Origin of the sequence: Acinetobacter sp. WCHA55 (assembly GCF_002165305.2) — a bacterium.
Taxonomy (GTDB): Bacteria; Pseudomonadota; Gammaproteobacteria; order Pseudomonadales; family Moraxellaceae; genus Acinetobacter.
In genome coordinates this window covers 1,992,512-2,013,239 of sequence record NZ_CP032286.1, presented here as the reverse complement: position 1 = coordinate 2,013,239, position 20,728 = coordinate 1,992,512, and the positions used below count along the sequence as shown (strand labels likewise).

General features: G+C 40.1%; 19 protein-coding genes, 1 tRNA gene and 1 pseudogene. 12 read left to right on the top strand and 9 right to left on the bottom strand.

Annotation, left to right across the window (positions count from 1 at the left end; all coding sequences use genetic code 11):
- The first annotated feature begins 23 nt into the window (after positions 1-23).
- From CDG62_RS12580 to CDG62_RS12530, 11 genes are all read left to right on the top strand, one after another.
- Entirely contained in the window at positions 24-2,126 is a 2,103-nt protein-coding gene (locus tag CDG62_RS12580; protein ID WP_087528546.1) for a carbon starvation CstA family protein, read from the top strand.
- A gap of 10 nt (positions 2,127-2,136) precedes the next feature.
- Positions 2,137-2,439 (top strand): YbdD/YjiX family protein, encoded by a 303-nt coding sequence (locus CDG62_RS12575; RefSeq protein WP_004693572.1) that lies wholly within the window; start codon positions 2,137-2,139, stop codon positions 2,437-2,439.
- A 251-nt stretch (positions 2,440-2,690) separates the two neighbouring features.
- Complete coding sequence (locus CDG62_RS12570) at positions 2,691-3,710, top strand: 2-dehydropantoate 2-reductase (protein WP_087528545.1); 1,020 nt, start codon at positions 2,691-2,693, stop codon at positions 3,708-3,710.
- A 120-nt stretch (positions 3,711-3,830) separates the two neighbouring features.
- A complete protein-coding gene (locus CDG62_RS12565; RefSeq protein ID WP_416232129.1) occupies positions 3,831-4,787 on the top strand; it encodes an AAA family ATPase in 957 nt (318 codons plus the stop codon).
- Between the two features lie 16 nt (positions 4,788-4,803).
- Positions 4,804-5,703, top strand: a complete 900-nt coding sequence (locus CDG62_RS12560) for a DUF58 domain-containing protein (RefSeq protein WP_087528544.1) — start codon at positions 4,804-4,806, stop codon at positions 5,701-5,703.
- A gap of 9 nt (positions 5,704-5,712) precedes the next feature.
- Positions 5,713-7,719 (top strand): transglutaminaseTgpA domain-containing protein, encoded by a 2,007-nt coding sequence (locus CDG62_RS12555; RefSeq protein ID WP_087528543.1) that lies wholly within the window; start codon positions 5,713-5,715, stop codon positions 7,717-7,719.
- Positions 7,720-7,747: 28 nt separating this feature from the next.
- Positions 7,748-7,824, top strand: a tRNA-Val gene (locus CDG62_RS12550).
- A gap of 213 nt (positions 7,825-8,037) precedes the next feature.
- Positions 8,038-8,580, top strand: coding sequence for a hypothetical protein (locus CDG62_RS12545; protein WP_087528542.1), 543 nt, complete (start codon positions 8,038-8,040; stop codon positions 8,578-8,580).
- Positions 8,581-8,709: 129 nt separating this feature from the next.
- Positions 8,710-10,035 carry an ISNCY family transposase gene (locus CDG62_RS12540; RefSeq protein ID WP_020899627.1) on the top strand — a complete coding sequence of 442 codons (1,326 nt, stop codon included), beginning with the start codon at positions 8,710-8,712 and terminating at the stop codon, positions 10,033-10,035.
- 379 nt (positions 10,036-10,414) lie between these two features.
- The gene (locus tag CDG62_RS12535) at positions 10,415-10,786 is read left to right on the top strand and encodes a hypothetical protein (RefSeq protein WP_087528925.1); all 372 of its coding nucleotides are present in this window, start codon (positions 10,415-10,417) and stop codon (positions 10,784-10,786) included.
- 10 nt (positions 10,787-10,796) lie between these two features.
- Positions 10,797-11,375 (top strand): lysozyme, encoded by a 579-nt coding sequence (locus tag CDG62_RS12530; protein WP_087528924.1) that lies wholly within the window; start codon positions 10,797-10,799, stop codon positions 11,373-11,375.
- Between the two features lie 67 nt (positions 11,376-11,442).
- On the opposite strand, the gene CDG62_RS12525 is transcribed toward CDG62_RS12530, so the two are convergent.
- From CDG62_RS12525 to CDG62_RS12490, 8 genes and pseudogenes are all read right to left on the bottom strand, one after another.
- Positions 11,443-12,575 (bottom strand): IS3-like element ISAba14 family transposase gene (locus tag CDG62_RS12525; RefSeq protein WP_223155595.1). Its coding sequence is split into 2 segments (ribosomal slippage): positions 11,443-12,323 and positions 12,323-12,575, totalling 1,134 coding nucleotides; the frame shifts between segments, so codons are not numbered across the junction.
- Positions 12,576-12,634: 59 nt separating this feature from the next.
- Positions 12,635-12,766: pseudogene (locus CDG62_RS12520) on the bottom strand (GNAT family N-acetyltransferase); the annotation flags it as partial.
- Positions 12,767-12,828: 62 nt separating this feature from the next.
- Positions 12,829-14,124, bottom strand: a complete 1,296-nt coding sequence (locus tag CDG62_RS12515; RefSeq protein ID WP_087528888.1) for a Y-family DNA polymerase — start codon at positions 14,122-14,124, stop codon at positions 12,829-12,831.
- Positions 14,125-14,144: 20 nt separating this feature from the next.
- Complete coding sequence (locus CDG62_RS12510) at positions 14,145-14,768, bottom strand: LexA family protein (protein WP_087528889.1); 624 nt, start codon at positions 14,766-14,768, stop codon at positions 14,145-14,147.
- A gap of 227 nt (positions 14,769-14,995) precedes the next feature.
- On the bottom strand, positions 14,996-16,045 hold the full coding sequence (locus tag CDG62_RS12505) for a linear amide C-N hydrolase (RefSeq protein ID WP_087528890.1): 1,050 nt from the start codon (positions 16,043-16,045) through the stop codon (positions 14,996-14,998).
- 12 nt (positions 16,046-16,057) lie between these two features.
- On the bottom strand, positions 16,058-16,813 hold the full coding sequence (locus CDG62_RS12500) for a hypothetical protein (RefSeq protein WP_087528891.1): 756 nt from the start codon (positions 16,811-16,813) through the stop codon (positions 16,058-16,060).
- A 266-nt stretch (positions 16,814-17,079) separates the two neighbouring features.
- Positions 17,080-17,715 (bottom strand): LysE family translocator, encoded by a 636-nt coding sequence (locus CDG62_RS12495; RefSeq protein ID WP_087528892.1) that lies wholly within the window; start codon positions 17,713-17,715, stop codon positions 17,080-17,082.
- A gap of 1 nt (position 17,716) precedes the next feature.
- Positions 17,717-18,358 carry a hypothetical protein gene (locus tag CDG62_RS12490; RefSeq protein ID WP_087528893.1) on the bottom strand — a complete coding sequence of 214 codons (642 nt, stop codon included), beginning with the start codon at positions 18,356-18,358 and terminating at the stop codon, positions 17,717-17,719.
- An 89-nt stretch (positions 18,359-18,447) separates the two neighbouring features.
- Here CDG62_RS12490 and CDG62_RS12485 point away from each other — a divergent pair, with 89 nt between their 5' ends.
- Positions 18,448-19,392, top strand: coding sequence for a LysR family transcriptional regulator (locus tag CDG62_RS12485; protein WP_087528894.1), 945 nt, complete (start codon positions 18,448-18,450; stop codon positions 19,390-19,392).
- A 230-nt stretch (positions 19,393-19,622) separates the two neighbouring features.
- On the opposite strand, the gene CDG62_RS12480 is transcribed toward CDG62_RS12485, so the two are convergent.
- Positions 19,623-20,713, bottom strand: a protein-coding gene (locus CDG62_RS12480) for an IS4-like element ISAba1 family transposase (protein WP_085940648.1) whose coding sequence is annotated in 2 segments (ribosomal slippage) — positions 19,623-20,173 and positions 20,173-20,713 — 1,092 coding nt in all. Because the reading frame shifts where the segments join, the coding sequence is not laid out codon by codon here.
- Positions 20,714-20,728 lie beyond the last annotated feature (15 nt).

The window sequence follows — 20,728 nt, the reverse complement described above, 5'->3', positions numbered from 1 at the left end:
TGCAACAAATATGAGGGATTGAAATGGAATCTGTTCAGCCGAAGTCAACTCTGACTTCGAAAATCATTTGGCTACTGGTAGCCATCGTCGGTGCAGTCTCTTTTGGGATATTGGCACTGAGTCGTGGTGAGCATGTCAATGCCATCTGGCTCGTACTTGCTGCGGGCTGTATTTATAGTATTGCTTATCGCTTTTATAGTTTATTTATTGCAAATAAAGTTTTTGAGCTTGATGAACGCCGCTTAACTCCCGCACATCGTTTGAATGATGGTCTGGACTATGTTCCAACCAACAAAAGTGTTCTATTTGGACATCACTTTGCAGCGATTGCAGGTGCAGGTCCATTAGTAGGGCCTATTTTAGCAGCGCAAATGGGCTATTTACCTGGCACAATTTGGTTACTTGTCGGTGTTGTGCTTGCAGGTGCAGTACAAGACTTTTTGGTGTTGTTTATTTCTACCCGTCGTGATGGACGTTCACTCGGTGAAATGGCGAAGCAAGAGCTTGGAACTTTTGCAGGTATTGTGGTCATGCTTGGTGCATTGGGGGTAATGATTATTATCCTTGCAGTTTTAGCACTGGTCGTGGTCAAAGCACTTGCACACAGCCCATGGGGCGTATTTAGTATTGCGGCAACGATTCCAATTGCACTCTTTATGGGGATTTACATGCGTTTTATCCGCCCGGGTAAAATTGCAGAAGTATCTATTATTGGTTTCGTTTTGATGATGCTCGGCATTGTCTACGGTGAAAATATCGCACAGCACCCATATTGGGGTGCGTTCTTTACACTGTCGGGCACTCAGTTGACTTGGGCGCTGATTATTTATGGCTTCGTTGCTTCAGCACTGCCTGTGTGGTTATTGCTTGCACCACGTGATTATCTATCAACCTTCTTAAAAATTGGTGTGATTGCAGGTTTGGCAGTCGGTATCATTTTCGCAATGCCAGAAATGAAGCTACCAGCATTTACGCAATTCATTGATGGTACTGGCCCCGTGTTTGCAGGTTCAATGTTCCCATTCTTATTTATTACCATTGCCTGTGGTGCAATTTCAGGTTTCCATGCTTTAGTGTCATCAGGCACCACGCCGAAACTTGTGAACAATGAACGTGATATTCGAATGATCGGATATGGCGGCATGCTCATGGAGTCATTTGTTGCAATTATGGCCTTGATCTGTGCAGCAGTGCTTGATCCAGGTGTATATTTTGCAATTAACTCACCAGCCGCTTTGCTGGGGACAAGTGTCGACACCGCAGCTGAAGCCGTTCGTAACTTAGGTTTTGTTGTTACTCCAGAAACATTAACTTTACTGGCTCAAGAAGTGGGTGAAAGTACCATCCTTTCACGTACTGGCGGTGCGCCAACTTTTGCTATTGGTATGGCTCACATCATTACGGAAATTTTCAATAGCCGTGAAATGATGGCGTTTTGGTATCACTTTGCCATTTTATTCGAAGCACTATTTATTTTAACGGCAGTTGATGCGGGTACGCGTGCATGTCGTTTCATGGTGCAAGATACCGTGGGTATTGTGATTCCTGCGGTGAAAAACTCACATAACTTCTTCGGAAACTTGTTGGGTACAGCGGTTGCGGTTTCAGGGTGGGGCTTCTTTGTTTACCAAGGTGTAGTTGATCCGCTCGGGGGCATCAATAGCTTATGGCCATTGTTTGGTGTGGGTAACCAAATGCTTGCGGCAATGGCATTGATCTTAGGTACAGTGATTCTCTTCAAAATGAAGAAAGAGAAATATGTATGGGTTACGATTATTCCGACCATTTTCTTGTTGGTAACCTGTATGACAGCGGGCTGGCAGAAAATTTTCCACGAAAACCCAAAAATTGGTTTCTTGGCGCAAGCTGAACGCTTTAACAATGCAATTGCAAAAAATGAAATTTTAGCACCAGCAAAAACTGTTGCTGAAATGCAGACTGTTGCAATGTCGAATCAAATCAACGCTGCACTGTGTGGATTCTTTATGATTGTGGCAATTGTGATGCTGTTTGCTGCGATTAGAGTGATTCGTCGTGCATTGGCAAGCCCAGTCCCGACTGTGCATGAAGCAGAAGCCATTTATCGTGATCCTGAAGACATTCAGCCATCAAAAGCAGGACATTAAGGAGAGTCAGATGAATCTAAAATTTGCTAAAAGTGGAAAGACGATGATTTATAAAATCATCAAAATGACCGTGATGTCGCAGAAGGATTTGATTCTGAACCCTAAAAATTGGTCTCGAATTGCGACGCTGTGGCAACGTTTGCAGCAAAGTTTTCGCTTGATGGTGGGAGTGCCAGACTATCCCAACTATTTGGAACATATGAAAAAGCACCATCCTGATCTGGAAGCGATGGATGCTAAAACTTTTTATCGTCACTGTGTGGATGCGCGTTATCCATCTGCAACGAATGGCATGAAAAAGTGCCCTTGTTAATGTAATTAATCAATTGAAAGACGGCACTTCGGTGCCGTTTTTTTGTGAAAAATCGAGTGAAAATATTCAATGCGATGAGGAGACACGTGTTAGATTCGACAGTGTACTTTTTGCATGAAGCATGTTGCTGCATTGTAGATTAAATCATAACGAACACGGAGTGTGAGGCATAAAAGGTTCATGTCATATATCGGACAGCTTTTGATTGTTATAGCTCTTAAAAATACTGGAAGTTTGCAAAAGGAAATGGAATGAAAATATATATTTATGGTGCTGGAAGTATTGGGTGTTATTTAGGCGGAAGTTTGGTTGCTGCAGGTAGTGATGTTACTTTTATCACGCGTCCACGTATTCAAACAGAGCTTTCCCAATTTGGCTTAGTCTTAACGGATTATTTAGGCAAAAAGATCAAACTTGCACCTCATCAACTCAAATTAACGACCGATCCTACTCATGCTGTGGACGCCGATGTTATTTTTATTTGTGTGAAATCAGCGGCAACCGAACAAGTTGCACATGAACTTAAAGAATATCTAGGGGCTAAAACCCCCCTGATCATCAGCTTTCAAAATGGCTTAAATAATGTCCCTATTTTAAAAAGGGTTTTGCAAGGGCCGATGATTTTAGAGGGAATGGTTCCTTTTAACGTCGCCACACAAGAAGCTGGGCATTATCATCAAGGTACGTCAGGTGCCTTAAGTGTTAAGCAATATCCAAATCAAAAATTGCTTGAGAATGCATTTCAAAAAGCAGGTTTAGAGATTGTTTTTGAAAAAGACATGCTGGGTGTGCAGTGGGCCAAACTTTTACTTAATTTAAATAATTCAATTAATGCATTGTCAAAAAAACCGTTAAAGGAGCAATTGTCGATTCGTAAATATCGCCAATGTGTGGCAATGGCGCAGCAGGAAGCTTTAGAGTTGCTTGATTGTGCAAAAATTAAGCCTGCAAAGTTAACAGCAGTTCCAACCCATTTGATTCCCAAATTGCTGAGTTTACCCAATTCATTATTTAAAGTATTAAGTCGTAAAATGTTGGCAATCGATCCATTGGCACGGTCGTCTATGCAAGATGATTTAATTGCAGGTCGCCCCACAGAAGTCGACTGGATTAATGGTGAGGTTTTAAAACTCGCAGAACAATGTGGTAGACAAGCTCCAATCAATGCGCGACTCATAGAATTGATTAAGCAAGCAGAGAAATCATCTCCTTCATTTTCAATGAGTGCAGATGCTTTAAATGATCTCTTGAAATCTGCAGCAAAACAATAGCTTGAGATGGGGGGAGTTATTCATACGCAAATCATTGAAGATTTATAAGGATCGTCTTTGAGTATGGTTGAAAAACCTGTATGTTAAACCTTGATTTATATTTTGATTGGGGAGAATAAGGTGTTTTGGGGAAAAGAAAAAACGGTAGAAACGCAGCAACATAGCATGCTCGATGAATCACAGTTAAGTGTTTTTTATCCAAAAATCCAAGAATTTCTCAATCAAGTTAATCAAATCGTTTTAGATAAAAATCAACAAACCCAATTGGCTTTATGTAGCCTTTTAGCAGGTGGGCATATCTTGTTTGAAGACCTGCCCGGTTTAGGCAAAACTACGCTGGCCAGTAGCTTGGCACATTTGGCTGGTCTTCAATTTAAACGAATTCAGTTTACCAATGACATGTTGGCAAGTGATGTGATTGGGGTGAATATGTTTAACCAAAAAGAACATCTGTTTGAGTTTAAGCAAGGGCCAATTTTTACTCAAATTTTACTCGCAGATGAAATTAACCGCTGTAGTCCGAAAACGCAAAGTGCACTCTTAGAGGCAATGGAAGAGGGTGTAGTGACAATTGATGCAAGTCGTTATGTGCTACCGCAACCTTTCTGGGTGATTGCAACGCAAAACCCACTTTTTCAAAGTGGAACCTATGCATTACCAGAGTCACAGCTCGACCGTTTTCTTATGCGTTTATCTTTGGGTTATCCATCACGTCAGGCAGAAAAGGCTTTATTGCAGCAACAATCCCGTCATGACTTGATTCAGCAGTTGATGACCGTATTTTCCGAACAAGACATTCTTGCTTTACAAACTTTGGTGTCACAGATTTATTTATGTGAGGAAGTCTTGGACTATATTTTAGATCTGGCGGCTGAGACCCGTAAAGGTCGACATGGTTTATCTACACGTGGCGTACTGGCTTTGAAGAAAGCAGCACAAGCCTATGCTCTAGTTAAAGCACGTGCATTTGTTACACCCGATGATGTACAAGCTGTATTTGTCGCAGTGACCGCGCATCGTATTGGACTGGGTGAAACTGAAACTGAGCAGCTCATGAAGCAAGTCAAAGTTCGCTGATAGGATGAGCTGACACATGCTATGGCAAAACTGGATAAATAAACGCTTTCAATTCAAAGCTGAAAAACAACTGACCCAAAAAGATGTACTGGTATTTATTTATCAGCAAGGATATCTGTATGTGGTGCTGATTTTCATCACCTTTATTGCAGGGGTGAATTATGCCAATAACTTAATTTTAGCGTTTTGTTTCTTAATCAGCGCTGTGCTGTGTATGAGTTTTTATTTAACTTTTAAGCAGTTGCATGGTCTTAGTATTGATCTGGTTTTACCTGAAATAGGGCAGGTTGAGAGTACATTGCAATTACAAATGCATTTCAAACAGTATTCTTCACAGCCTCGATACCTTTGGCTCGCTTATGCTGATCATATAGAACAGTTGTTTATTCATGATAGCCATCAGGTGGTCGATTTAAATTTTTTTCCAAAAGAGCGCGGCCAGTTCAGTTTTCCAGAGATTAAAATCTATTCGACTTACCCATTTGGTCTCGTTCGCGCTTGGAGTTATTTCTTCATTCAGAAAACCCTGTGGATTGCTCCTAAAGCTAAGTCTTTAGTGGCAGAAAATAAACAGCAACAGCACAGTTTTGAACCGGACATGGATGAATTTCGAGAATTGCGAAATTTTAAAGAGGGCGACTCGTTACAGGCAGTTTCATGGAAACAAGTGGCGCAAGGACACGGTTTATTTATTAAAGTCTTTGAACAACATCAGGATCAGCACAGTTTAGAAATCCACTATGCACATATGCCGAGCCCTTCGCATGAAGAAAAGTTAAGTTTGATGATGGGCTTGGTTGAACAATGTGAGCAGTTGCAGTACGCCTATGCCCTGTATTTACCTCATACTGAACTGGCCAAAGGGATCGGGCGAGAACATTATCTTCAAGCTCAACTGCTTTTGGCACAGGCATAGGAGAGAAATATGCATTCTTCTATTCGTATTGCCATTGTACTGACACTGATTTTAATCTGGGGTACACAACTAAGTTTTAGCCCTGTGCTATTGAGTGTCATTTTCGCCATTTGTATCGGTTGTCTATGGTATTTCATGAAACCTATGGGCAACCATTTCCCGAAATGGGCAATTTACATTTTAACCCTTGCTAGTCTAGCGGTCACTTTTTGGAGCTATCAAAGCTTTTTAGGGGTGGAAGCGGGTGTAGCCGTTTTAAGCATCTTTCTCTTTGCGAAAGCCTTAGAAACAAAAACGCAGCGTGATGTGATTATTTTGTTTAACTTTGCTTTATTTGTTGCGGCGAGTATGTTTCTGCATAGTCAGTCATTTATGACAGCAGTGATGGTTTTGCTCTGTTTATTGAGTTGTTTGTTGGGGCTGTATCGAGTGCAAACCAGTTTTTTCGTATCTCAAAATTCGAGTAGTTTGGCTTTAAAGCAAGATGCAAAACACGTCATTAAATTTGTAGGTCTCGCACTGCCTTTTTTTGTGCTGTTGTTTATGTTTTTTCCACGCTTACCCCCACTTTGGCATATTCCAATTCCTGAAAATAAAGCAGTGACAGGCATGAGCGACAGTATGTCACCTGGTGATATTGCACAATTATCTCAGTCGAGTCATTTGGCTTTTCGTATTATTGGCGATGTTAGTCAGCTCCCAAAGCGTTCTGAGCTTTACTGGCGTGCGATGGTCTTAGATCAGTATGATGGTCAAAAGTGGACCAGTAGTTTTATCAATCAGCAAAGTATTGCAAATGAGACGCTAGGCCAAATATCTGCATCTAAAAAATGGAACTATCAATATTTACCCGCTGATGCCGCGATTCCTTGGATCATGGGATTGGAATATTCACAACCTTTAGAGCGACGTTATCAGCTACGTCAGGATTGGAGTATTCAGGCTTATCGTCAAGTACAGCGTGTAGAGCCGATTTCACTACAATGGATGGGAAATGTCCAACTTACTCAAACTAAACTATCCAATGTGCAACGAAGTATTAACTTAAAAGCGCCTGAGCAAATAGATCTGAAAGCACAACAATTTGCACAACAACTCTTTAAACAAAGTAATGCCAATCCAAACCGTTATATCCAAAATGTTTTGCAATGGTACCGCAACAATGGCTTTAGCTATACCTTGCAACCAGGCTTGTTGGGACAGAATCGTATTGATGAGTTTTTGTTTCAGTCCAAACAAGGGTTTTGTGAACATTATGCCTCTAGTTTTGCGATGTTGATGCGTTATGTGGGAATTCCAGCGCGTATTGTGGTTGGGTATCAAGGTGGTCAGCCTTCACCAGATGAAAAAAGTTGGGAAGTTCGACAGTTAGATGCGCATGCATGGACGGAGGTCTTTGTGGGTGGGCGCTGGAAACGCTATGACCCAACAGCGATGATTGCACCACAGCGTATTGAACAAGGGATGCAAGATTTAATGATCCAAGATGTCAGTGTTTGGGGGGAGAGCAGTGGATGGAATGCGCAGCGCTATTCGGTGTTCAACAAAATGCGGATTTGGAGTGATTACGCAAGCTACCAATGGCAAAGTAAGGTAGTTGGCTACAATGCAGAGACTCAACGAGGTTGGTTGCAAAAATTGGGACTTCAATCCAGTTATTCATTGGTATTGCTGATTATGATTAGCATTGGTGGATTAGTTTTACTGTACTGGTGGGTTATATTTTGGCGTAAACGTGCTCAGATTTCTGAATATGATCTTGCGATTCTGCATTTTTCTAAATGCTTAACCGCAGAGCAGCGTAAGCAAAATGCCGAAACGGTAAATCAATGGTTGTTGCGCTTAGCTCGAGAGGTTAAGCCTGAGCAGCAAGTTTTATTTAAGCGGGCGGCTGCTTTTTATCAACAAATGCGTTATTCCAATACGTTGAATTCAAAAAATATTCAACAATTTAAACGAATGCTTAAAACTTGTGCATCTGTATTGAAAGATAAAAGAAAGTTCTTGTCTAAGTGAAAAAAACTGAATATGATGCGTGGCATATAGGCGTATAGCTCAGTTGGTTAGAGCGCTACGTTGACATCGTAGAGGTCTCCAGTTCGAGTCTGGATATGCCTACCAAATATAGCTGTTAATTCAGTAACTTAAAGCCCACTTCAAAAGTGGGCTTTTTGTTTTCGGAGAACTTTCGGGGTCTCTTCGGGGAATGGCGTAATTCCCCAATGTGGAAAACTCGCCTATTTAAATTTAAAAACGATGACTAACGGTAGCTAAATCAATAACTAATTGGACATCTATATTTTTGAAAACTAATTCTTTGTAAGGTATGAGCAATTGATCCCCAATTTAGAAGCTGAAATTATTCCAACAAAATCTATTGCTGATATCACATTAGGATTAGATTTCGAACGTTTTAAGGCTAATTCAAAATATCAGATTATTAATGATTATACTGAATTAGAAAGCACGTACTCCGAAAGAGATAAGTGGCTAATTTTACATCGAAATGAGATTTTACCTTGGGGTGATTCTATCAATGAAATATATTGTTATTGGAATAAGATCATCACTCTAACATTCAATTCTAGTACCCAAAGGCTAGAATTCATTTATGCTGGTCAGGGATATCAAGGAAAACTATTAGGGCTACTAGGCATAGGAGATAGGTTAGATTCTGTCAGAGATCAATATAATTTTTATTTTTGGGGTGATAAACATTATCTTGAATATAAAGAAGATTGTGATAAAGCAGGGGAACTTATTCCCGTTGAAATAGAAACAAATTATAGAACAGCATATTCAGACGAATATAGTGATCAAATTATTGAAGGTTTCTTAATTTATTTACCTCCAGAAGAGCGAGGTCATTTAACATAATGGCGATTATACGAATTTTTAATGTAACTCCAAAATAGAAATGTCCGGTTTCTCCAAAGTAAAAATGTCCGCTTTTAGAATATGCACTTCTGCAATTTCCTTAGCGGACGGTTTGATATGTTGGTGTCTATGTCGGATAAAGAACTTAAACGATTGTCGGTCTTGCAGGAAATCTGCGATCAACGCATAACTCAATCCCAGGCTGCTCAGCTACTTCATATTTCAGAACGTCAGATCAGACGCTTACTGCAGAAATACAAAGCTCAAGGTCCATCTGCATTAGCCCATGCCGGTCGTGGCCAAATCAGCAATTCTAAACTTCCTGAAGAACTCAGACTCAAGTGCCTCAATATTGTTTCTGACCAACTGCATGGTTTCGGACCCACTTTAGCGCATGAAAAGCTTACCACCGTACATGGATTCGATCTTTCAGTAGAAACCCTGCGTTCTTGGATGATTGCAGCTGACTTATGGATGCCTAGATCCAAGCGCCTGAAACGACCGTATCAGCCTCGTTACAACCGGGATTGCTTTGGTGAACTGATCCAAATTGATGGCTCACACCATGACTGGTTTGAAGGACGCGCTGCTAAATGCTGTCTGCTGGTGTTTATCGATGATGCTACAGGAAAATTGCAGCATTTACGCTTCTGTGAGTCAGAATCAACCTTTGACTATATGATTTCAACACGCTTATATGTCGAACAGCACGGTAAGCCTTTAGCGTTTTACAGCGACAAACATTCAGTCTTTAGAGTGAATCAAAGCAGCAAGAAAGACACCAAGATTACCCAGTTTGGACGTGTACTCAGCACCCTGAATATCGATATCATCTTCGCTAATTCACCGCAGGCCAAAGGCCGTGTGGAACGGGCCAACAGAACCCTTCAGGACCGTCTGATCAAGGAGATGCGCCTGAAAGGCATCTGTTCGATTGAGCAAGCTAATGTCTGGCTACCCTGCTTCATTGAGGAGTTCAATCAGAAGTTCGCCAAGATGGCTTTTAATCCTAAGAATCTACATCGGTCTATCACTGAAACAGCCGAAGAATTAGATGATATTTTTACTTGGCGTGAACCCCGCAGAGTCACGAATAGTCTGACGATTACTTATGATAAATGCGTATATCTCCTGGAAAACACCGAAGAAAATCAAAGGTTGATCGGTAAGTATCTTGAGTTCCTTGAATACCCGGATGGTACTGTAGCCATCATGCATAATAGCCGAAAGATCAATTACAGCCTCTTCGATAAATTAAGTCAGCTGAATCAGCGAGAGATTGTTGAGAATAAACGGTTGGGTGCTGTTCTGAATCATATCCAACAACAGCATGAAGAACTGGAACAGCAAAACAAACGTAATCGTTCTCAAAAGATGCCAAGCAGACGTGCACAGAAAACAGCAATTCAAGAACGAAATCTAAATCCTGTGCTTGACTTGGAAATGTCCATATAGGACATTTCTATTTGGTTATTAGGTAGGACATTTCTACTTAGGAATAACATTTAAAATTGGGTTAATGTACCAAAGCTGATGATCCATGTAATGAAAGCATCAGCTTATTGGCATGACTAACGGTAGCTAATCCGCTCTGGTTTTGGCGCTTAATGTCCTTCTAAATAGTGATCCGTCATCTTCACAGTTGCATGGCCAGCCAGTACCTGTGCGTATTTCTTTCCATACTTCTGTGTGATGTTATAAATACCTACCAGATGATGCTATCCGTAGCGATGATTTGGGTGTGCAAGAAATTTCATAAACCGCATAACTGACAAAAAATTAAGTGAATGGCACCTTCGGGTGCTTTTTTATTGCCAAAAATTAGGAGTGGTCTATGAATGACCCATTAAGCATCAAGGGCCTACCATGGCTTTTTAAAATTATAGCTGCAGTGGTTGGGGCAATTTTTGCTCTTACATTAAGTGGTGATATCGACACTGAAGGGCGAATTAAAATCACGATGGGTGTGATCATGAAGTTCACATTTAGCGTAGCGATTAGTTTGTATGGTGGTTCAGCATTTATTGAATACTATGGTTGGCATGTTTATTCACATATGACACAAGGCTTTGTGATGTTGATCTTTGCGATTTTTGGAATGTTCTTAATTGGCATCTGGTATCAAGCAATCCAGCTATTACGTGGTAAAACCATTGGTGAGTTAATTTTTGAAATTCGATCAGCTTTTAAAGCAATGTTTAAGTGAGTAAGTGAAAATGAAACAGATATTTGATTTTTTAAGAAAGATCAGCGGTGGGACACTTACTCAAAAACAAGTTGATGCTGCGAATCAAGTGGTTGCCACAGCTACAGATGCATCAGTGGCTGATATGTTGGGTCTTGCGATCGACCAGATGGCCGTTAGTCCTTTTGGCGTGGATCTCATCTGTAGTTTCGAGGGTAAGCGACTTACTGCCTATGATGATGGGGTGGGAGTGTGGACGATTGGTTTCGGTACCACAGTTTATCCGAACGGCATTAAAGTTAAGAAAGCTGATACCTGCACGGAAGCACAAGCTAAGACATACATGGCACATGATTTAAAGAAGTTTGAAGTTGTTGTAAATAATGCAGTCACAGTGCAACTTAATCAAAATCAGTTCGATGCCCTAGTTTCACTTGCCTATAACATTGGGGCTAGTGCTTTTAGTCAATCAACTTTAGTAAAAAATCTGAATGCCAATGATATTCGTGGTGCAGCAGATCAGTTTGATGTATGGGTGAACGCGGGTGGAAAACATATGCAGGGGCTTGTGAATCGTCGAAGTAAAGAAAAACAACTTTTCTTAAAATGAAGATAGAGAGGTGGTCCCACTTGTTTGAACAACTAAAAGCGTATTTATAAGTGATATTCCGCTCTAGTTAAGCCACCTTGTTTTGTTGGGGTAGCTGATCATAGTAAAACTCATTTGGTGTCATTTTGTCTAGACTCGAATGAGGTCGTTTCAAATTATAAAACTCAAAATATGCACTTAATTGCTTTTTCGCATCTGTGACACTGCTATAAGCTTTGAGATACACCTCTTCATATTTAACGCTCCGCCATAATCGTTCAACCATCACATTATCTACCCATCGACCTTTACCATCCATACTGATTTGAATGCCATTTGATTTCAATACATCAATAAATGCATCACTGGTAAACTGGCTGCCTTGGTCTGTATTAAATATTTCAGGTCGACCATATTTTTCAATCGCTTCATTTAAAGCCGAAATACAAAAATCCACCTCCATACTAATCGATACCCTATGCGCAAGTACCTTGCGGCTATGCCAATCAATCACAGCACATAAATAAACAAAGCCTTTTGCCATAGGGATATACGTTATATCCGTAGACCACACTTGATTACTGCGCTGAATAGCCAACCCTTTGAGCAGATATGGATATTTACGGTGAGCTTGATTAGCCTGGCTTAAATTTGGTTTGCAATATAACGCCTGAATACCCATTTTCTTCATTAAAGTACGTGTATGACGTCGTCCTATATGATGTCCTTGACGATTCAACAAATCACGCATCATACGACTGCCTGCAAAAGGATATTGCATATGTAATTCATCAATACATCGCATCAGCTTCAGATCTGATGCACTCACAGGTTTTGGGCGATAGTAATAACAACCACGGGAGACTTTCAGCAGCTTAGCTTGCTTAGATACTGAAATCTGAAGTGAGTCGTCGATTAACTTTTGTGGTTGAAGCGGCCCAGTTTCTTCAACACACCTTCTAAAAAATCAATTTCTAATGCCTGCTCACCGATTTTTGCATGTAGTTTTTTTAGATCGATGGGTGGTTCTGTTGGAGCTTTTGATTGATCGAAAGCTTGCGAGGAAGCTGAGATCAATTGATTTTTCCAGTCAATAATTTGGTTTTGATGAACATCAAACTCAGCACTCAATTCAGCAAGTGTTTTTTCTGCTTTAATCGCAGCAAGTGCTACCTTAGCTTTAAAATCATTTGAATGATTTCTTCTTGGTCTACGTGCCATAAAATACTCCATATATTGATGTTTATAACATCATTTGAGGAGCAGAATATCACTTATAGGAGTTGTTCAAATTTACGGATCCATCTCTGTTCCGTATGACTGGTATGTTCTGCATTTAAAAATGCAGTGCGAGTCAACGTTTCAATGCCTTTAACATCTTCTGGCTGTTCGTCTCTAATCGTGATGTTCATTCAAAAATCCTTATGAGTATTTGTTCAGTGGAAAGTGACCTATTTTTTATGAAGGTTTAACTTCAGCCCACTCTAAAGAGCTCCGACCAGTTACTCAAATAGGCAGGGGAGCGATTGAACTGATTCATTTGCCAAGGTTGTTTCTTCTCATGACAAACCCCTAAAGAAATCATATTTTTACCATAGCGTTCAGTAATGGCATCTATCGTATTTGAGAGCTCTTCACGGTCATTTTTATGGTTATAATCGGTAAAAAGATCATGCACAAATTTAGATTTATCCATAATTTCTAAAAGGATGATACCAGCCTTTTTGTATTTAAACCCTGACTTGTAAATTTGGTCAATGCCTTTCATGGCCGCCTGTGTAATTTCAAGTAGATCATCGGTATGTTCATGCATGTGCACAATGGTATAGGGCGAATAACGTTCACTTTGACTAAAACGTCCTGTTTGAATATATACCCCGATCATCTTACAAATAGAGCCATCATGACGTAAGCGTTTAACTGCACTGGCAACATATAAGCGTACAGAGGCTTTGATGTCATCAATTTCATACACAGCTTGACCATAGGAACGACTACTAATAATTTGCTTATGCGCAACCTCATCACTTTCAATATTGATGCAAGACATCCCTTGAAGTTCACGGACAGTCTTTTCCATCACTATGCTAAAGTGCTTTTTGATTTCACTCGGATTGGATTCGATCAAATCTAAAACTGTATAAATAGCCATCGAGTTCAGCTTTTTGCAGTTCTGTCGACCGACTCCCCAGACTTCACCGACCTCCACATGTGCAAGCATGTATTCAGCCGTACATGGATCCATGTGTACCAAATTGCACACGCCATTCAACGCTTTATTTGTCTTGGCCAGATGATTGGCTATTTTGGCTTCTGTTTTGGAACGACCAATTCCAATACAGCAGGGAAGACCAAGCCACTGCCATGCCTTGTCTTTCATGTCTTTGGCGTAATCAGTGATATCGAATAAATGCTCATAGGCCGTCAGCTTTAAAAAACACTCATCAATCGAATAGATTTCCTGTTCATCGGCTGCGACATATTGTCCGAGTAACTGCATGAAGCGGCGAGACATTTCCCCATATAAAGCATAGTTACTCGAAAATACTTGAATATTGTGCTGCTGGACGAGTTCTTGAATTTGAAAAAAAGGGACAGCCATACGAATGCCGAGACCCTTGGCTTCTTGGCTTCGAGCAACGACACAACCATCATTATTACTTAACACAATGACGGGATGGTCATTGAGCTTGGGATTAAATACACGTTCACACGAGACATAGCAATTATTCACGTCAACGAGCGCGAATATTTCAGTTTCATTTTTCATGTTACTTCTTCTTATTATTCTTAACGGTGATACAAACGTTTTAAGTTAAACGTCACCACTCCCCAAATAACAAAGGTTTGATTTTCTGTCGGAATAATATGTTCATACTCGGGGTTTTCAGCTTTTAACCAAAGTTGAGGCAAAGGGTAATTTTCATCCCCAAAAATGTCTTTGATATCCGACTTTGACATTTTGTTTGTCATCATCAGTCTTTTAATGGTGGAGTCATTATTATCAATTAAAGCCACTACAATGTCGTAGTGTTTGGCTTCAATACTCCGATCAATAATAATCGGGTCATTTACTTCAAGACCTGCGCCCAGCATTGATTCACTGTCCACATAAGCCATGAACGTTGAAATGGGGTTTTGAATTAGAAAATCATTCAGATCAATAGCTTTGCCTTGCTCATCTTTAGTGCTGAACGCTGGACCTGCAGGAATGCGTTCTAAAGAGACAGGAATGGAGACTTTAGACTGAGGTAGAACAGGGGTTAGCCCAAGTTGATCTGAAAGTTTAGCTTGCTGTGCAATTTGTTCGAGCATGCTATTGATAGTGGGACTGGGTTTACCTTCTGCCCCCATGAGATCTTGTAAAGACGACCATGCGTCATCCGAGAAGTAGATGGGTAACTTCTTTGACATGATAAATACTCCTACGCAACAAGGCGTGTTTGGAAGTGAAATCGGTCTGTTTAGAATATGCTGACGTGAGTCAAAATTCAAATTTTAAAACAGCCCATAAATAAGGCTACGTCAAATCTGGTCGTGAAAGATAAGTATAAAAACTTTATTTGGGGTGAATAATAGCCCTTTGAGCAGGGCTATTATGGGAAGTGTTTATATTATTCACTCTATGATTTAACTAAAACTTAGGGCTTAGTTCCTAAAAACTCAAACTGTTTGGTGACTTTAAAAGAGGCATTGGCTTTGCCTGCATAGGTCATGGCTTGGTCTGGGCCAAGTTCTAACTTCTTGGTTTGCCCATCGTTAAAGTTAATCTCTTTTAAATCGACCCAAAACACATTTGGTGAAACGGCAGATTCAAAGAAATATAAACCACGTTTATGATCGACCACCGTACGCCAACGGGTTGAGGAGATATTCGGCTCTTCTTCAGTGTTTAGACCAAAAGGGACTGAGGTATTGCGGATGACACTAAATACACTGGCAAGCGAATGGTCTGGGGTCGCATTTTTTGGAATCGCATTGATATAAAAAGAAGCACGAGCAAAACGATCAGATGCACGGTTAGTGCCTGGAAGCATGGTTGTACCACCAATTTGCTTCCAATAGCTATTTAAAGCGAGCTGTTGATCAAACGTTGGAGAATTAGTCATCACTTGGTACTGTCGACCATGATGAATCACTTGTTTACCGTTGATATACTCAATAATGGCACTATCACCCGTGGCATCGGAGATGGATAAATGCAGTGTCGCTAAACGTTTTTCACCCGGAACTTGATCAGTTACAACGATGAAAGGTTCTTTTTCAAGTGCCTGAATGGCTTCATTCACCGTGGCATAATTGTCTAAAACATATTGTGCCCAAAGTGAAATACTTAAAGGTGGCTTTTTAGAGGTTTGCACATTTGGATATTCAGACTCGACCAACCACAGTAAGTTGGCCATGAGCCCTTTTTCATTGACGCCATCGGTGGTGGAGATGTCATAGCCTGTTGCAACCACACTGCCATATTTTGAGGTCCATTGAATCGATTTTGGTCCAGCCATACCATTACGTTTGACATTATTGGGTAAGATCCACAAATTTGTCCCGACATCGCTTTTCCAGTCCATCGAACGCGCAGTTATGACATCATTATTACCCAGATAAACTACACGGGTACATGCCATAGCAGCTTCGGCTACCACAAATATTCCAGCGGCAAATAACACTCTTTTTAATACATTGTTCATTATCATACTCTCTTAGAAAATAGGTAAATTAATGCCAATCACTGGCCCTTGTTGTCGAATGTCCCAATGAAAATTATTCGCTTTATAATCTTGGTCAAAGTAACGATAACCCGCTCTGAGGTTTAGGTTTCGATTCATGATTGGAATGCGATACCCCAAATAAGCATGTGCAGAAATAGTATTTTCAACGCCAAAAGTAACTTCTGAAGCCAAGTTCCAAGCTGAGTCAAAGTTGTATTTAAAACGAGAACCCCAGAAAAATTCGTTCCATGAGGTAGCCATGTTTAATGTTTGGTTTAAAGCACTCAGGCTTGCTTCCGCTTTGGTGTGATTTATCCCAATGGTGGGTTCTACCACAAGTTTCGGATAATTTTGAATCGTGGTTTCGGGAGAGAGATAAGCTTGATAGTAAAGTCCATAGCTGGCTTGATTCAACTTGGTGCTGAGCGCAATAGGTAAAGACATCGCACTTTTTTCTTGAGAGGTTTCAACCGTTTGGTGGTCGAGAAAAAGTCCCCAGCGACCTTTACTCAGATCAATGTGCGCCATAAAAGAATGATCTAGTTCCTTGAGGGTTTCCTTCAAAGGTTGATCGACCACATAACTTAAGTGTCTTTGGCCTATTTTTCCATCGACATCTGCACCAAAGGCATATAGGTTAAGATTTAGTTTTGGTGCGCCGTGAAAGGTCTCAGTAAAGCTTTCTGCCACTGTACTTTGGCTTAGAGAAATACCGAGTGAAATAAATAAATATGTTTTAAATTTCATGCCAGCCCCTTTTTTATGTATATTTTTTACCATGTGATATAAAAATACAGTATGGCTGATGTGATCATTTTTAATACAGATTTACTTTAATAATTTTTATTTAAAAAGCATTTTCAAAATATAAGAAATTAAAGTGAAGCCAAATTTTAGTGAGATGACTTCGTCTTTAATGATTAAAAATTTGCTGCTTATATTTTATCCGATTATTCGGGATGTCGGTGGTTAAGCAATTTGAATAATTAGACAGTTGTTGCAGTTATAAAACATCATAAATGGGTAAACAAAAGCTTTAGTGCCAGAGTGATTAATATGAGCCCCATCAATCGTTCAAACTGTTTACCCATCTTTAAAAATTGCTGTCGAACGATGGGGCGAGAAAACAAAACAGCGACCAGCATGAACCAGAGTGCATTAATACTACACATCCATACCCCATAAGCAAATTGCACTTTCATCGGGGTTGTCGGGCTGACCAGTGTAGTAAATATAGCCAGAAAAAAAATAGTCGCTTTGGGATTGAGTGCATTGGTCATAAAGCCTGTTATAAAGGCTTTGCTTTGACTCAAAGGCATATTGGTAGTTTCTTCAATCGAGGGATCGATATTGGCAGAGGGAGCACGTAATAAGCTCCAACCTAAATAAATTAAATATAGTGCGCCTGCTATTCTCAAAATAAGCATGAACCACGGACTTTGTTGAATAACAATGCCCAAGCCTACAAGGGTATATAAAACATGAACGGAAATTCCTAGACCAATTCCAATAGCCGTGATGCACCCAATTGCATAGCCATAGCGCACGCTATTTCTAACCGTAATGGCGAAGTCGGGACCAGGTAAAAGGACCGCAAAAAAATGCACCAAAGCCAAAGCTAAAAATTCTGAACTATATTGCATCCACATATTATTGATGCTCATCCGAAACGCGATAGCTCACGGTTAATTTATCTTTTTTAAGTTTATAGCCTGTAATTTCGAGCGTCCCAATTTCAGATAAATTTTGGACATGGGTTCCGCCACAGGGAAATGTAGGTAAATCGCCAAAACTGACTTCACGGTAGCCATCAGCATTTTGTTGAGTCACTCTGACGAGTTGGCTAGAAATATATTGATTACATAGAAGCTCTAAAGTTTCTAAATCTTGGTCTTCAGAATGGTCCTGTTTGACAAATTGGACTTTGCATTCCTCTGGCCAGTGCTGTGCTTTGGTAGGTTCCCAGCCAAATGCTTGCATTACATGCCCGATTAAGTGTCCTGCGGAGTGTAGGCGACTGTGACAACGTCGTCGGTTGAGGTCAACTCGTGCTTGCGCCAGACCTAATGTAGTGGCGTGATTAGAATAATGAATAATTTGATCATTTTGCATGACAACATGAAGCACATCTACATCATTGATTTTACCTACATCACTGGGTTGACCACCACCTTGCGGGTGAAACGGTGTGTTGGAGAGCTGAATGGCAAATCGACCATCTTCAGTGGGTTCACAAGTTAGAACCTCTACCTCAGCTTGAGTGATGTCGGATAGATATAAAGCTTGAGTCATGGTTATCTCTGTCAAAATTTCACAGAAAAGATTATATGAGGCTTAATTATTGATGATAATCTAGTAAAAAATTAAATTACTTTTTCCTCATGAGCACAAATCAAAGTATAGCTTTACTCCAAGAAATGGCTATTTTTGTCAAGGTTGTGGAGACTGGCAGTTTTTCAGAAACTGCACGACAGTTTGGAAATACGCCGTCTGCAGTGAGTAAAGCCATTAGCCGATTGGAACGGGCTTTAGGAACACGGCTACTCGAAAGAACAACGCGAAAATTGCGTTTAAGTGAAAGTGGAAAACAAACTTATGACCATTGTTCAGAGATGGTTAGAGCCGCCCAAGCAGTGATTGAACATTCAGGCAAATTTAATACTGAACCGAGTGGCACCGTTCGGATTAGTGTCCCGAAAGCCGTAGGGCATTATCTGATTCACCCCTATATCCCCGAGTTTCTTGAACTGTATCCGCAAATAGATATTCAACTGTTACTGGAAGATCGGTTGATAGATTTTATTGACGATGAAATTGACCTAGCTATACGTATTACTAATGAGCCACCGTTGGGCTTAAAGGGCCGACAGCTCATTCGCATTGACCATGTTTTAGTGGCGACAGCCGAGTATTTAAAAAAGAAGGGAACACCTCAGCAGCCGAGTGATTTAAGCCAACATCAATGTATTTATTTGGGTGAACAAGTCAGCGATTCAAAGTGGAAATTTCAAAAAGGCAATAAAACCACCAGTGTGACTGTAAAAGGACGTTATTCAGCAAATCATACGGGTATCCGTCTAGATGCGGCTTTAAAGCATATGGGCATTGCAAGTTTGCCGTATTTTATGGCGAGACATGCTTTAAATAGCCAAGCACTGATTCAAGTATTACCAGATTGGCATTTCAAGACTTATTATAGTGGAGATGCTTGGTTGCTTTATCCACCTACACGCTATTTAGCTCCGAAAATAGAGGTCTTTATCCAGTTTATTGCGCAGAAACTGAGTCTAGAACCCGTCCTAAAAAGTAAAGAGATACAGAGTTAATTTGTTAATATACGATTATTTAAAGATGGCGAGAGCATGATGAATACTCGTGTTGACCTGAAGTGCTGCTGAACAATGGGTAGAGCATTTTTTAAAATAGCCTAAGCAGAAAATCAAGATTTAAGTCATAGTATCTACATCCAATCTATCGCCTGATTGAATGTTTAAAACATAGTGTTGAAAAGACTTTAAAATGAAATAAACAATTTAATCTCTGTACACGACAAATTTCACAGAACCCTTATCCTATCAGGATTCTGCTTTCTTAAAATTGCCAAAATTTCCTTAAACTCTTCTTTTTTCCCAAAACCAATTAAACGCTGAATCGCCATTTGAACATAGTCTAAACCATAGCGAAATAAACTCATTGAGAGTCGTCCATGCTTCTTTATTTTTATCGCTTTTTTTTGATTATGTTGCCATTCACCCGTTAAGTAACACCAACAGAAGCTTATAGCTAACACCGCAATCAATTTTTTCACTCGTCTAGGGTCTGTCAAGCGCGTATTTTCAAGATTAAACCCGCGTCCTTTGAGACAACTGAATAAGGTTTCAATTTCCCAGCGTAATGCATAATCCTGAATAGCATTGGCATTAAACTGAGGAGAAACGACGAGTAAAAGCTCTCCATTTTCTAACTGTAGTGCACTTATATATAGTTTCACCCGACCAACCAAAATCCGTCGTTTACGACATTCAATTTGACCAACTTTAAGATGGCGAAATAAATCACTAATTTTATGATTCTTTCCTAAATGATTGGTGACAATGAAGTTTTTTTAACACGAATGCAGAAGTTGATGTCTTGTTCAATTAACCATGTAAACCACTGCTCACCGATAAACTCTCTGTCTGCGAACACATTCACAATACGGTCTTTACCAAAAATGGCTATAAAGCGTTGAATCAAAGCAATACGCTCTTTCGTATCTGAATTTCCACGTTTATTAAGCAATGTCCAAAGGATAGGTATCGCTATTCCACGATAAACGATTGCGAGCATCAGGATATTAATATTTCGTTTTCCCCATTTCCAATTGGTTCTATCTAAAGTCAGTTGCACTTGGTCGAATGAAAACATATTGAAAATCAACTGAGAAATTTGACGATAATCAAAATACTGACCTGCAAAGAAGCGCTGCATACGTCGATAAAATGATTGTGGTAAACACTTGATGGGCAAGGCTTTAGATGCAGAAGAAAGATTACATGTTTGCTTTAAAATAATCACAAGCATGATGAGCGCAAAGCACTTTAAATGTGACTTGTTCCATTTTAGAGATTTGTTTAAGATAAGATATAACTCATTGAGATGTGTCATAGTATTCGTCGTTAG

Excerpts from the sequence above, each read along its gene's own strand:
- CDG62_RS12570 (WP_087528545.1), top strand. The coding sequence starts at position 2,691 with ATGAAAATATATATTTATGGTGCTGGAAGTATTGGGTGTTATTTAGGC.
- CDG62_RS12540 (WP_020899627.1), top strand. The coding sequence starts at position 8,710 with ATGTCGGATAAAGAACTTAAACGATTGTCGGTCTTGCAGGAAATCTGC.
- CDG62_RS12555 (WP_087528543.1), top strand. The coding sequence starts at position 5,713 with ATGCATTCTTCTATTCGTATTGCCATTGTACTGACACTGATTTTAATC.
- CDG62_RS12515 (WP_087528888.1), bottom strand. The coding sequence starts at position 14,124 with ATGAAAAATGAAACTGAAATATTCGCGCTCGTTGACGTGAATAATTGC.
- CDG62_RS12580 (WP_087528546.1), top strand. The coding sequence starts at position 24 with ATGGAATCTGTTCAGCCGAAGTCAACTCTGACTTCGAAAATCATTTGG.
- CDG62_RS12560 (WP_087528544.1), top strand. The coding sequence starts at position 4,804 with ATGCTATGGCAAAACTGGATAAATAAACGCTTTCAATTCAAAGCTGAA.
- CDG62_RS12575 (WP_004693572.1), top strand. The coding sequence starts at position 2,137 with ATGAATCTAAAATTTGCTAAAAGTGGAAAGACGATGATTTATAAAATC.
- CDG62_RS12500 (WP_087528891.1), bottom strand. The coding sequence starts at position 16,813 with ATGAAATTTAAAACATATTTATTTATTTCACTCGGTATTTCTCTAAGC.
- CDG62_RS12530 (WP_087528924.1), top strand. The coding sequence starts at position 10,797 with ATGAAACAGATATTTGATTTTTTAAGAAAGATCAGCGGTGGGACACTT.
- CDG62_RS12535 (WP_087528925.1), top strand. The coding sequence starts at position 10,415 with ATGAATGACCCATTAAGCATCAAGGGCCTACCATGGCTTTTTAAAATT.
- CDG62_RS12485 (WP_087528894.1), top strand. The coding sequence starts at position 18,448 with ATGAGCACAAATCAAAGTATAGCTTTACTCCAAGAAATGGCTATTTTT.
- CDG62_RS12495 (WP_087528892.1), bottom strand. The coding sequence starts at position 17,715 with ATGTGGATGCAATATAGTTCAGAATTTTTAGCTTTGGCTTTGGTGCAT.
- CDG62_RS12490 (WP_087528893.1), bottom strand. The coding sequence starts at position 18,358 with ATGACTCAAGCTTTATATCTATCCGACATCACTCAAGCTGAGGTAGAG.
- CDG62_RS12505 (WP_087528890.1), bottom strand. The coding sequence starts at position 16,045 with ATGAACAATGTATTAAAAAGAGTGTTATTTGCCGCTGGAATATTTGTG.
- CDG62_RS12510 (WP_087528889.1), bottom strand. The coding sequence starts at position 14,768 with ATGTCAAAGAAGTTACCCATCTACTTCTCGGATGACGCATGGTCGTCT.